Source organism: Peribacillus aracenensis (assembly GCF_025175645.1).
Classification (GTDB): Bacteria; Bacillota; Bacilli; order Bacillales; family DSM-1321; genus Peribacillus; species Peribacillus aracenensis.
Genome location: NZ_JANZMJ010000001.1, coordinates 527473 through 539540, shown reverse-complemented (window position 1 = coordinate 539540; position 12068 = coordinate 527473). Strand labels below are relative to the sequence as shown.

At 39.8% G+C, this 12068-nt stretch carries 12 protein-coding genes and 2 pseudogenes; 5 read left to right on the top strand and 9 right to left on the bottom strand.

Annotated elements, in window-relative coordinates:
• Positions 1–125: pseudogene (locus N0M92_RS02670) on the top strand (NAD(P)/FAD-dependent oxidoreductase); the annotation flags it as partial.
• Between the two features lie 72 nt (positions 126–197).
• Here N0M92_RS02670 and chbG read toward each other — a convergent pair.
• From chbG to N0M92_RS02645, 5 genes are read right to left on the bottom strand one after another with little or no spacing between them, the layout of a single operon-like run.
• Positions 198–929: a chitin disaccharide deacetylase gene (gene chbG / locus N0M92_RS02665; RefSeq protein ID WP_260284321.1), complete on the bottom strand. Its 732-nt coding sequence runs from the start codon at positions 927–929 to the stop codon at positions 198–200.
• Positions 926–2269: a 6-phospho-beta-glucosidase gene (locus N0M92_RS02660; RefSeq protein WP_260284319.1), complete on the bottom strand. Its 1344-nt coding sequence runs from the start codon at positions 2267–2269 to the stop codon at positions 926–928. Before N0M92_RS02660 ends, chbG begins: the two co-directional genes overlap by 4 nt.
• The gene (locus N0M92_RS02655; protein ID WP_098370952.1) at positions 2266–2613 is read right to left on the bottom strand and encodes a PTS lactose/cellobiose transporter subunit IIA; all 348 of its coding nucleotides are present in this window, start codon (positions 2611–2613) and stop codon (positions 2266–2268) included. The genes N0M92_RS02660 and N0M92_RS02655 overlap by 4 nt, the downstream gene beginning before the upstream one ends.
• Before the next feature lie 16 nt (positions 2614–2629).
• A complete protein-coding gene (locus N0M92_RS02650; RefSeq protein WP_260284318.1) occupies positions 2630–3979 on the bottom strand; it encodes a PTS sugar transporter subunit IIC in 1350 nt (449 codons plus the stop codon).
• A gap of 4 nt (positions 3980–3983) precedes the next feature.
• Positions 3984–4292 carry a PTS sugar transporter subunit IIB gene (locus N0M92_RS02645; protein ID WP_076366378.1) on the bottom strand — a complete coding sequence of 103 codons (309 nt, stop codon included), beginning with the start codon at positions 4290–4292 and terminating at the stop codon, positions 3984–3986.
• Positions 4293–4581: 289 nt separating this feature from the next.
• On the opposite strand from N0M92_RS02645, the gene N0M92_RS02640 reads away from it, so the two are divergent.
• Both N0M92_RS02640 and N0M92_RS02635 read left to right on the top strand, forming a co-directional pair.
• Positions 4582–5298 carry a GntR family transcriptional regulator gene (locus N0M92_RS02640; RefSeq protein ID WP_260284346.1) on the top strand — a complete coding sequence of 239 codons (717 nt, stop codon included), beginning with the start codon at positions 4582–4584 and terminating at the stop codon, positions 5296–5298.
• A gap of 62 nt (positions 5299–5360) precedes the next feature.
• Positions 5361–5576 (top strand): annotated as a pseudogene (locus N0M92_RS02635) (asparagine synthase-related protein); the annotation flags it as partial.
• A 164-nt stretch (positions 5577–5740) separates the two neighbouring features.
• Here N0M92_RS02635 and N0M92_RS02630 read toward each other — a convergent pair.
• From N0M92_RS02630 to N0M92_RS02615, 4 genes are all read right to left on the bottom strand, one after another.
• Entirely contained in the window at positions 5741–6349 is a 609-nt protein-coding gene (locus N0M92_RS02630) for a class I SAM-dependent methyltransferase (protein WP_260284317.1), read from the bottom strand.
• A 109-nt stretch (positions 6350–6458) separates the two neighbouring features.
• Positions 6459–7268, bottom strand: a complete 810-nt coding sequence (locus N0M92_RS02625) for an SDR family NAD(P)-dependent oxidoreductase (protein ID WP_260284316.1) — start codon at positions 7266–7268, stop codon at positions 6459–6461.
• Between the two features lie 221 nt (positions 7269–7489).
• Positions 7490–7855: a PqqD family protein gene (locus N0M92_RS02620; protein ID WP_260284315.1), complete on the bottom strand. Its 366-nt coding sequence runs from the start codon at positions 7853–7855 to the stop codon at positions 7490–7492.
• Positions 7845–9737: an OPT family oligopeptide transporter gene (locus tag N0M92_RS02615; RefSeq protein WP_260284314.1), complete on the bottom strand. Its 1893-nt coding sequence runs from the start codon at positions 9735–9737 to the stop codon at positions 7845–7847. Before N0M92_RS02615 ends, N0M92_RS02620 begins: the two co-directional genes overlap by 11 nt.
• Before the next feature lie 343 nt (positions 9738–10080).
• Here N0M92_RS02615 and N0M92_RS02610 point away from each other — a divergent pair, with 343 nt between their 5' ends.
• Both N0M92_RS02610 and N0M92_RS02605 read left to right on the top strand, forming a co-directional pair.
• Positions 10081–10722, top strand: coding sequence for a cupin domain-containing protein (locus tag N0M92_RS02610; RefSeq protein WP_260284313.1), 642 nt, complete (start codon positions 10081–10083; stop codon positions 10720–10722).
• Positions 10723–11359: 637 nt separating this feature from the next.
• Positions 11360–12046 carry a hypothetical protein gene (locus tag N0M92_RS02605; protein ID WP_260284312.1) on the top strand — a complete coding sequence of 229 codons (687 nt, stop codon included), beginning with the start codon at positions 11360–11362 and terminating at the stop codon, positions 12044–12046.
• The last annotated feature ends 22 nt before the right edge of the window (positions 12047–12068 follow it).

The window sequence follows — 12068 nt, the reverse complement described above, 5'->3', positions numbered from 1 at the left end:
ATGCGGTGGCAACCGTTGGGGCCAATAACACTTCCCTTAAAGGCCTGCCGGCTACATTGATGAAAGAAGCAAGTAATGTTCGCTATCTATCACACATCAAAGCCCTATTCAGCTTGGCTTATTAATTTTTAGATATAGCACTCATTGAATTTAAAAGGACCATTCATCATTTGATGAATGGTCCTCTTTTGTAATGATCAAATCTTAACTTGGTTGATGCTGAATCTAAGGGAAAATCCCTCAGGTAATTTTGCTTGTGTCAAAATCCGGGTTTCTTTCAAGCGTTTATCATTATAAGAGGAGACTTCCATCAATTCTTCATCCATATAAGCAGGATGGGTCATTATCTCCACGCTCGCCCCATCCGGTACCCTTCCCTTCAAGTTTTGGAAATAATCTTCAACCACCATATCTCCATAAAAATCATCCAGGAATACATCTGTAACGGTTTGAATCCCAGCCAGGTGCCTTCCGGCTTTACGCACTGGCAATCCGTATTTATCAGACAGCTTTTTTATTACAGGTAGAAATGCTGTGATCCCGTGTACATGATGATGGCTGTCGAAATGAGTCGGAAATAGACCAAATTCCAAGAATCTTTCGATTTGTGCTGACCACTCCCTCTCCAATTCCCTCAAGGAAATACCGGCAGGATCCCCATATATCAACGCTTGCTTTTTAAAAAAACCTGATTCGTCAACTAAACTCGGAACATCACTCAATAAAGGTTTACCCCATGTCAGCACTAAGTGTATACCTACTTTTAAGGAAGGCGTCTTCTTTGCGATTTCAATCGCATGCTCCGTTGCTTTCGCATTCATCATGATCGTCGCCGAATTGACAATTCCATATTTGTGGCTATCCAAAATCCCATAATTCACCGCTTTAGTTAACCCGAAATCATCTGCATTTACAAGGACTTCAATCATGATAAATTATCGTGCAACTCCTTTTTTTCAAAAAACTGCGGCAAATACTCTTTATGCGCCTCCAGCATTTCGTCTAAGATAAGTTTTGCAACCCGATCACTTGGAACGAGTGGATTGATCGTCATGGCAAGCAATGCAGTATCATAGTCGCCTGTAATTGCGGCTTCGATGGCTACCCTTTCAAAGGATTTGATTTGCTGAATTAAACCGCGAACTGCGACAGGTAGCTCACCTACATTGATAGGCTTAGGACCATCCTTGGTTATCACGCAACTGGTTTCAATCGCCGAGCCATAGGGGATGCCTTCAATCGCACCATGGTTTATGGTATTTACCGCTTGAATATCTCGCTTATCGGTATGCATCGAGCAAATCAACCGCACAGCAGCATCACTGTAGTACGCACCTCCGCGCTCTTCAAGCTGCGGCGGCTTGATGGCCAGATCCTTGTCTTTGTATAGCTCAAATAAATCTGTTTCAAGTCTTTGAACGACCTCTGCACGTGTTTCCCCTTTTTCTGCATCCTTCAATTCCTGGGCTAGTACATCTCCCGTTTTATAATAGTAGTTGTGGTATGGACACGGAAACAGGTTTAACGCTCTTAGGAATTCCGGTTCCCAGCCCATCGCATGGATATTCTTCATCGTGACAGCATTAGATGGATCTGTAATCAAATGGATGATTTGATCTTTGACACTCTCGCCATCAACGAATACATCCAAGCCGTAAACCATATGGTTCAAGCCAGCAAAGTCGATCCGGACTCTTGATGGCTCTACATCCATTAAATCCGCAACACCTCGTTCCATACCAATCGGCACATTGCAAAGGCCGATGATTTTGGAAATATTACTGTGACGCAGAACTGCTTCCGTTACCATTCCTGCAGGATTCGTGAAGTTAATCAGCCATGCTTCCGGACATAATTCCTCCATTTCATGAGCAATATCCAGAATGACGGGAATCGTTCTAAAAGCCTTGAAAAGCCCGCCTGGTCCGTTCGTCTCCTGTCCGATCACTCCGTGTTTCAATGGAATCTTTTCATCAAGCGCCCTTGCTGCTAGCTGGCCAACCCGCAGCTGGGTTGTTACATAATCAGCGCCTTTAAGCGCTTTCTTTCTGTCTAACGTGAGATGGACTTCAATATTCACACCAGCCTTTTCAATCATCCTTTTTGCCAAATTCCCGACAATTTCAAGCTTTTCCTTTCCCGCTTCGATGTCCACGAGCCAAATTTCACTCACAGGAAGTTTTTCATGATATTTGATGAAACCTTCGATCAGTTCGGGCGTATAGCTCGAACCTCCGCCAATCGTGACAATCTTCAGCCCCTTGCTCATTCAGCAGTCCTCTCCTTCACAGCATCTGCATGTAAGAATTCTTCGCGTAGATCAATCATTTCAATTGCAAGATCCTTTATAGTCATCGCTGTCATTAAATGATCTTGCGCATGCACCAGGATAATGGGAAGATCAAATTGGTCCCCGCCCGCCTCAGCATGGATTAATTGGGTTTGGTATTTATGGGCTTGCAGTAATTCCGTTTCGGCCTCGGCTATTTTCACGCGAGCAGAATCAAAATTCCTTTTCTTTGCTTCCTGCATCGCTTCCATTGCAAAGCTTCTCGCATTCCCGCTATATAAAATCAATTGAAAGGATAGCTGGTATAATTCTTCTTTTTCCATTTTCATCACCGCTTTCTTAAACGCTTAGCGTTTCTGAATCTTTTGTAAGCTCTGTTTTATTTTTGGTGTCTATCTTCACTTGAGCATAAACGAATGGTAAATAAATCACTGTTGAAATGACTAAGTTGATTGCAGCCAAGACCGCTCCGGACATATGCCCGCCTGTCGCCAGGAATCCACCCACAATCGGAGGGGTTACCCATGGAATCTTGGCGACGATCGGGAAAACCATTCCGCTACTTACCGCGATATAAGAGATCACGGTTGTAATTACCGGGCCGAGAACAAATGGGATGAACCACATTGGATTCAGAACGATAGGCAATCCGAAAAGAATGGGTTCGTTAATCTGGAACACTCCTGGTGCCCCTCCGAGTGCAATCATCTGTTTATACCGTTTCCGACCGGCAATGATCATTGCAATGATCAGGCCCAATGTTGCACCAGATCCGCCTAAATAAACAAATGCATCCAGGAAAGAACCCGCCAATACCCCGTATTGATCCATGTCTTTTACGCCTTTTGCATATAAATCGATATTTTTCACTCCCGAACTTTCAAAAAGCGGTGTCGTGATCCCTCCAAGGATATTGGGTCCATGCAAACCGATCATCCATAATAAATGAACAAGAAATACTAGTAAAATAGCGAATGGCAATGAATCTACTGCACTTTGTAATGGAGATACAATCACTTTACCAAGCCAGTCATTCAGTATCTGCCCATCCGTAATTTTACGGAATAGCAGTCCGAATACACCAGCGATAAAGATCGTCGCCATACCCGGCACTAACTTTGCAAATGAACGGGCTACCGCTGGGGGTACTCCATCAGGCAGCTTGATGACTAAATATTTCACTCGTGAAAGTCTCACAAAGATTTCAGTGGCAATTAAGGCAACGATAATTCCTGTAAATAAAGCTGTAGCATTAAAATAGTTAACGCTTACAAAACCCCATGCCCCGCCTGTTACATCCTTATCATCGATGGTCAAGGTGACATTTCCGATTTGAGGCAATAATAAGAAGAAACAGGCTGCGGAAACCAGCATCGCTTCAAAACCATCGTCACCGTATGATCGTGCCAATTTATAAGAGATGCCGAATACAGCGAATACCGTCATGAATGCAAAGGTTCCAAACCAAATATCACCGCCCAGCGTATTCCATGCAGGACCAAAGATGGCCTCCATCATTCTACCGTAAGGCTTGATGACTTGCCCTAGATTATTAAACAGGACGGCGAATGACCCAATCATTGTAATCGCTATCATTCCAATCAATGTGTCACGGATCGCAAGCAAATGCCGGTTATTTCCTACCTTTACCGCCCCAGGCATAATATACTTATCAATAAAAGTCATCATATCCTTATTCTCCTTTTATTAAAGTAGTGGCTTGTTTTAATACTTCTTCACCATTACATAGTCCATAGAACATTGGATTGATGGTTGCGACTGGAATCCCCTTTTCTTTCCCCGCTTCCTGTAACTTGGAAAGAAGATATCTAACCTGCGGACCTAATAAAATCACATCGGCCTTATCTATTTCATTATTCACTTCTGTAGAACCAACAGCCCATATACGACATTCTATTCCTTGTTTTTTAGCGCTTTCCTCCATCTTGGTAACTAATAAACTAGTAGACATCCCCGCAGAACAACATAATAAGATATTCATTGAAATTACCCCCCTTTTTTAATGATTGATTATTCAGTATTTTCAAGTAAGACTAAACCACATTTTTGTATTAATCCATGTTACTTTGTTTTATCACTTCCCTTGAAAGGCTATATGAAGTGGGTATTATTACCTCCATACATATATTGTAGTTACAAATTATGAAAATATCAACACAATTTTAAATTTGTTACTACAAATTTTCGATTTAAAGTTGATTATTAAACTTATCCGAGATAATCTATATGTATATATTGGAATGAACATAGGAGGAATCACTGTGGAGACCATGAATAAAGAAGCGGCATTGCATTCCATAGTTAAGGAATCGATTATCGATCTCATAAAAAATGGCGAATATCAACCAAATACAAAATTACCGACCGAGGCTGAATTTTGTAAAATATACGGAGTAAGCAGGACAACAGTTCGTACGGCCTTACAGCAATTGAACGTCGAAGGCTACATCTACCGTGTTCAAGGCAAAGGGACTTTCGTTTCGGAGAATAAAGTGAAGCAATTTCTTACAAGCACGGTTGAAAAATTCTCTGAGCAAGTCACGATGCAAGGGAAAAACCCTTCTACGAAGGTCATTAGCTTAAAGGTGATTGAAGCAAACGCTACCCTAGCCAAGCTTTTCAAACAAAATATTGGAGACCCCGTAAATAAACTGGAACGGATACGTTACGTAAACGACATCCCCCTTCAATATGAAATTGCCTTTCTCCCTTGGTATAAAACACCCGGGCTTAATATCGAAGCCTGCGAAAAATCACTCTTTAAAGTACTTGAGACACAATTCAATTTAAAAGTAAAAAAAACAGTCGAACACTTGGAGTTTTCACTTGCCGACGATTCCATTTCTGACAAATTGGGGGTTCCGAACGGTTCACCTTGTTTTTCCTTAGAAACCTACACATATGAGAATGACGGATCGGTCATTGAATTCTCTAAAACTCTCTTTAGAGGCGATCGTGCTCACTTTGTCATCGAGCGAAACTATTGATTGTAAATATATATAAAAAGACGGATGCCTAATTAATTAAGGCATCCTTACAAGAAACTCTGATGGATTCCGTAAACGTCCATATGAGAAGTGAAGTTTCGGTTGGATCTTTTCCATCAGGCGGGATTGATTCATCATTTATCTGCTCCATCGCAAAAGAATCAAAACTTTTTCTGTTGGGATCGAAAGAGATGGATATAGTGAAATAAACGTTGCCCAGGAAACAGCAGCCGCTCTAAATTATAGAAAATATAAGTTATATAATAAGTCCTGAAGAATTGGATTATATCTCCGGTTTCGGCATTTTATCTGCGATTTTCGGAGTTATATCTCCGATTTTTGAAATATATCTGCGGTTTCCGGTGTTATATCTCCGAGTTTTGAAATATATCTACGGTGCTTTTAATATTTACTTGATCATCACCATAAAACGAGTATCCATTCAATTCAATAATTCGTATATGACGAATTTCTCAAAAGGATTAGATTCAGTCAAGCCAGGTAACATCACTTCGTTTTTCAGCCTGAAGGCGGTTTGATTTTCAAGGAAAAAAATATAATCCTGTGAAGGATAAAATAATATAAGTTCGATTTGGCGCGGTTCTTTTTCAAAGGAAAGCAAAATGTTATTGATGATTTTCATGAAAATCTGTACCGAGAACGGATTAAAGAAATAAAAACGATTGTCTTTCGTATCAATACCATATTCTTCTGCCAAACAACAGTGGAATTCTATATTGGCATTGTTTTTTTTCCTTTTCTCCATATAACCCTTCAGATTCTCAATCGCTTCTTTATAGAAACTTTCATTCATCTCCACGCCAACCACAGATGATTGATATAAGTGATGGATAAAAAAATTCAAGCGTCCTTTACCGCATCCAAAATCCACAATGCGATCATTTCTTTTCAGTGCATATTTTTTGAATAAATGTTCTAATGCACTGTATGGAGTAGGTTCATAGCGGTGATAATGCAAAGAGTCATTGAATTTTTTTTGTTCACCTTCCGTCCTGATGTTCAGCATTTCATCATAATTCGTTTCTTTCATTATTTGCACCTGCTTCATGTTTTTTAAAATATAGGGCTTCCTAATTAAAAACCCCGGATAAGGTAGATCTTATCCAGGGTAAGGTTTTGATATAAGAATGTCCAGACAATTAATTGGATTTTGCTTTAGTTACATAATCATTAAAATCAGAGATGCTTGGGTTGGCTATATAATGACCGCCTTCCACTTGGATCGTCTGACCTGTAATGAATTTGGACTCGTCAGATGCAAGGAATAGAACGGTATAACCGATATCTTCCGCTTCACCATGATATGGCAATGCATTAAATTTGGCAAAAATATCGAGTACGGCCTGAGGCATATTTTTTTTCGCTGCAGGAGTTAAAATAAGGCCTGGTGCCACTCCATTACAACGAATATGATCTTTACCATACTGTGCAGCGATATAACGGGTCAAATTCACTACCCCCGCTTTGGACGCACCATATGCAGATCGTACGGAGTCACCTGTAAACCCAGCCATGGAGGCAGTATTGATTATCGATCCCCCTCCTGCTTTAATCATGTGAGGAATGGCAAACCTGCTTCCCAAAAGGACACTTTTTAAATTCACATCCATAAGTCGATCCCATTCTTCCAAATCTAAATTCACGACATCCAAATCTTTATGGAGGTTAGTTAAACCCACGTTATTAACAAGTACCGTAACCGTACCATATTGTTCAATTGTAAAGTCGACTGCTGCCTGGATAGAATCTGCTTGTCCAGCATCCAAGAATACTCCAGCCGCTTCCCCACCTTGTTTTTTTATGTTTTCGGCCGCTTCTTTTGCTCCTGCTTCGTTAAAATCAGCAATCACGACTTTTGCGCCTTCTTTAGCCATCAGAGTGGATATGGATAACCCTATACCCGAAGCCCCACCTGTCACTAATGCTACTTTACCTTGTACTCTTCCCATAATAAATAAACACCTGCTCTTCAAAGTTGAATATCACTGCTTTATTACTCATCACTACCAGTACAAGAATACAATATCTATAAAGTTATTACAAATAATTATACCTATATTCCAATTCGTTGAAGGGAGATTATTAAAAGTTCATAAACCTAAAGAAAATTTTGTTTACCAAAGGGAAAACAGAAAAAAGCTGAAGCATCAAAAAGAGCTTCAGCTTTCTTTCATTTTTCTTCTTCATCATCCCATATGATCCAATCATGAACCTCAAGAATCTCCAGAAACTTCATCAACCGCGGTAAAGCTGGTTCTGCTTCCTCACCAAAATGTTCACTCATCGCTTCAGAAATCTGATTTACATTCCTTTGGAACTGCATCTGTTTAATGGCATATGCCCCAAACTTATCAAGCTTGATTTTACGGACTGATGGTTGTTTAAAGAAACGAATTGTAATTCGTTCCACAAAATTTGTCCTTTGAATGACCAAAAAAGTTGCTTCCGAAGATTCATGTACCATAGTGACGCGTCTTTCCAAAAGGGGAACCATAGTTAACAGGTTCCTCTTTTTTGATTGGCGTTTACGAAGCATCTTCTTTTTTCCCTTTGCTGGATACGAACCAAAGCAATCCAGCTAGAGCAAGGAATAGTAGGAATGGCAGCAAATTGCTCGCTAATTTAGCCGCAGCCGGGACTTGGACACCTGCTGCGATCAATATGGCAATAAGAACACCAATCAATGATTCACCTGCTATTAAACCGGAGGCAAATAATACACCTCTATCAACCCGAGCTTTAAGCGCTTCTTTTGTTTTCGAGAAGAACTCAACGAAGAATCGAATAAATCCACCGATCATGATTGGGACACTAGTATGAACCGGTAAGTAAATGCCGACTGCAACAACAAGTGAATTCAGACCGAAAAACTCTAATGTGATGGAAATAGCAGCACCGATAAAGATGAGGGTCCAAGGCAAATCCCCTCCTAGAACACCTTCAGCAAGTATTTTCATTAGTGCCGCTTTAGGTGCAGGTAGTTCGGCAGACCCCATCGTATATGCATTATCCATCAGAACAAGGATAAAACCAATGACTGAAGCGGACGCAACAACACCGATCATCATGGCAACTTGTTGTTTCCATGGTGTTCCGCCCACGATATATCCTGTTTTTAGATCTTGTGAAACATCACCTGAAACCGCAAGTGCTGTACAAATGATTGCAGCGACGGTCAATGCAGCTACCATTCCAGTTGTACCAGTAAAACCAGTAGCTTTATAGACAATGGCCACAATCAATAGTGTAGCTATCGTCATTCCAGAAACTGGTGAAGAAGAACTTCCGACGATACCAACAACCCTTGAAGCCACTGTCACGAATAAAAATCCAAAAATCGCAATTGCAATCGCACCGATGATCCCTACATCTGTTATAGGTGTGAAAGCAATGATTAAAATGACGATGGTCGTTCCCAACCAAACGTATTTAGCAGGCATATCTTGTTCTGTACGGATCGAACCTGATTTTAGTTGTCCTTTATTGGCTTTTACGCCTTTAATAGTATCAAAAACTGAACTGAAAAGTATTGGTAATGTTTTGATCAATGTGATCAATCCGCCAGTTGCAACGGCACCAGCACCAATATAACGTATATAATTATCCCAAATTCCCCATGCATCCAATTCACCGATCGGTACATCAGAAGGGAAAATGGCTGTTCCATTGCTTCCGCCAAAAAAACTGATGGCTGGTATTAGAACGACCCAGGCTAATAAACCCCCACCTAGCATTTGTCCTGCAACACGCGGTCCAATAATATAACCTACACCCAAAAGGGAAGGAAAGGCATCAAGACCAACCACTGCATTTTTAAAATTCGTGATTCCTGTTTCAACCTCTGTCTTGAAGAGCTTAAACCCATCACCAAGCCCTTTAACGACACCGCCGATAACCAAACCGGCTCCGATTAGTTTCGCGCTTGTACCACCCTTTTCTCCTGACTTCAGGACCTCGGCACATGCCGTACCTTCAGGATATGGTAATGTTTCATGTTCCCTTACAATCAAAAGCTGGCGAAGGGGAACCATCATGAAGACCCCTAAAAATCCCCCAGTTAATACAACGAAAATGATGAATGCTTGACTCACGTCCATGTCCCACATGAATAATGCTGGTATGGTAAATACAGCACCGGCACCAATTGCCTCACCTGCCGTGGTCATCGTTTGCACAATATTGTTTTCTAATATTGAATCCCTGCGAAAAACCCCTCTTAAGATAGCCATTGAAATTACCGCTGCGGGTATTGAAGCAGAGACAGTTAAACCAATAAGTAGGCCTAAGTATGCATTTGCCGCCCCGAATACGATTGCAAGAATGATCCCTAGAATAATTGCAGTTGCAGTTAATTCCGGTAGAGATTTAGATGCAGAGACGTACGGGACGAATTTACTCTCTTTTGAATTGTTCGACAATTTAGCCACTTCCTATGTTAAACTTTAAAATCATAAAGAACATTATATCACTGTAATTTAAAGTCATGCAATGGGAAAATTCTGCTTATTAAAAGTTTGATTATATCCAATAATCAGATTAGTAGTTTCGGTTTTAAAATATATAAAAATATCATTCATCTCATAAGCATCTGTTTTGGGCCTATTCGTTACAGAAAATCACTGCACCTCATTCATTCGATGGCCGGGGCCATTACACTCCTAATTAGCTCCATAAGCAAATAACCCATTGGGTTATTGCACATTAAAATGAGATTTAACATATCCTGAAAAATCAAGTCTTAAATGAAGGAATGATAAATTCATGGTCTCCTATATGGACTATACTTCGCCAGCCACACAATACTTTTTTGATGTTAATAAAAGCAATTTAATGAAAAAAGACAATCAAAACTATATAAATGTATTAGGTATCAAACAATTGAACACACTCGAAAATGTTTCTTTATTAGATATTTACCTTAGTTCAAGCAATGTCGTAGAACCGCATTATCACCAAAATGCTGCAGAGCTAGTGTATTGCATTTCTGGAGCGGCAACCGTTTCATTACTGAATCCTTTTACTAAGCAAATACAAAATTATCCTATTAAACCTGGCCAAGTAGCCAACGTTCCCCAAGGTTGGTGGCATTATGAAGTGGCCAATACGGATAATACTCACCTGCTGGCCATTTTTAATGCACCAACACCTGAGGTGATCCTGGGTTCGGATATCTTGAAATTGACACCTGCAAATATTATGGCACATACGTATTGCCTGGATGAAAACCAATGGAAAAAAGCAATTGCACCGGTTCAACCATCAACATTCATCGGTCCGCCAGCCAATTGCCAACGAGCGTCCGAAGAAGACATGCAGCAATATAATTACTATGATAACCAAATGTATACTGCCCCTGCATATAACTATCAATTCCAGCCCACTCCCCCATATTATTATTATTGAAAATATATGTTGGGAACTTGCTTAACCCTGTCCAACTCCTATCCCCCTTCAAGGATGGCGTCTAATAAAATCAGAATCGAAAAAAGCAATGGAAAATTCCATTACATCAGGATTCTCCATTGTTTTTCATTACATGACCGGTTTTAAAAAACCGAATTCATATACTTTCGCCACATCTTTCATTATGGTGGTCACCTAATGCGGTATAAGGGTATTTTAAAAACCGAAACACACTTGGTTACAAATTTCATTATATGTTTTCTATATATTCTATCGAGTTTCTTCTTATAATATAGGAGATTCTCAATTTGATCCCACAGATTAAAGGGCCTACCCATATCAAAGTATTTTTCAATTCATCTCTATAAATTTTAACTACCTGACTCTTTGTATCTTTCTGGAATTTTATTTTTCCATATTATCATAAGTTCTTTAAATTGCTTTGGCTGAAATTTAGTTTTTGATTATCGTTGTTTGCGCATTCACTCCTTCTGTGTGCGAATTTTCTTCAGCATCCGTTGTATTGTTCGCATAAAATCAATTCCATTCGCTGTGTTTTAAGGATAAATTTCAGACAGTCATGTCCAATCAAAACCTGCCCCTTTCCCATAAATTAATTTGAAAAGGAGATGAAAAAATGAGTAGTGATAAAAATAAAGATAAAGATAAAAGAGATAAAGGTACAGGTTCCTTAAGCAATTCTAAAAATGAACCTTTAAAGGAAGAAGCATGTCCATCATCGAGATACCAGGAATGCGTTGATCGTGCTTTTCGTATTCCCATATTTTTAAGCACCACAAATGCGTTAAATCCAATACAACAACAGTTTCAAAACCGACTTATTTTAGAGATTGAGAACGCATTGCTTTTTCCACGTACATTGCCTGTAAGTGAACAATATCCAGAAACCATTTTAACAAGTATTCGTCGGTTGGTTTCATCAAGTTATGGAATGTTAGCAATCAACTTTCGTCGCTTCCTCGTCGAGATTACTGATACTAATGTAGGACAACCTCCATCTTCCACTCCTTTCTGGGAAGGGTCAGTTTTTTTACAAATTGAACCCTCTATGGCTTTTCAATTTGGACTACCCATATTATTAGTAAGGGAAGCTAATACTGACACAAATAATGGAATTTGGGCAGGAGGAATTGCCCCTCTCAATACATTCATAGTTTGGGATTCTGAAAATCAATCTGTTGATGAATTCTTTAGTAGTATTCAATGGAGAGAAGCCTTTGCGAATTGGATTGCGGAGGTAAGAAATGGATATTATAATCAGACAGAGCCTAAATTCAAGTACAGATGTAGTACACAAGATTAAAAAATTATTTGATTGGGGTACG

What these genes read in the sequence shown, in the direction of transcription:
- chbG (WP_260284321.1), bottom strand. Translation starts at nt 929, where the DNA reads ATGATTGAAGTCCTTGTAAATGCAGATGATTTCGGGTTAACTAAAGCG.
- N0M92_RS02660 (WP_260284319.1), bottom strand. Translation starts at nt 2,269, where the DNA reads ATGAGCAAGGGGCTGAAGATTGTCACGATTGGCGGAGGTTCGAGCTAT.
- N0M92_RS02620 (WP_260284315.1), bottom strand. Translation starts at nt 7,855, where the DNA reads ATGCTTCGTAAACGCCAATCAAAAAAGAGGAACCTGTTAACTATGGTT.
- N0M92_RS02605 (WP_260284312.1), top strand. Translation starts at nt 11,360, where the DNA reads ATGAGTAGTGATAAAAATAAAGATAAAGATAAAAGAGATAAAGGTACA.
- N0M92_RS02655 (WP_098370952.1), bottom strand. Translation starts at nt 2,613, where the DNA reads ATGGAAAAAGAAGAATTATACCAGCTATCCTTTCAATTGATTTTATAT.
- N0M92_RS02650 (WP_260284318.1), bottom strand. Translation starts at nt 3,979, where the DNA reads ATGATGACTTTTATTGATAAGTATATTATGCCTGGGGCGGTAAAGGTA.
- N0M92_RS02610 (WP_260284313.1), top strand. Translation starts at nt 10,081, where the DNA reads ATGGTCTCCTATATGGACTATACTTCGCCAGCCACACAATACTTTTTT.
- N0M92_RS02630 (WP_260284317.1), bottom strand. Translation starts at nt 6,349, where the DNA reads ATGAAAGAAACGAATTATGATGAAATGCTGAACATCAGGACGGAAGGT.
- N0M92_RS02640 (WP_260284346.1), top strand. Translation starts at nt 4,582, where the DNA reads ATGAATAAAGAAGCGGCATTGCATTCCATAGTTAAGGAATCGATTATC.
- N0M92_RS02625 (WP_260284316.1), bottom strand. Translation starts at nt 7,268, where the DNA reads ATGGGAAGAGTACAAGGTAAAGTAGCATTAGTGACAGGTGGGGCTTCG.
- N0M92_RS02645 (WP_076366378.1), bottom strand. Translation starts at nt 4,292, where the DNA reads ATGAATATCTTATTATGTTGTTCTGCGGGGATGTCTACTAGTTTATTA.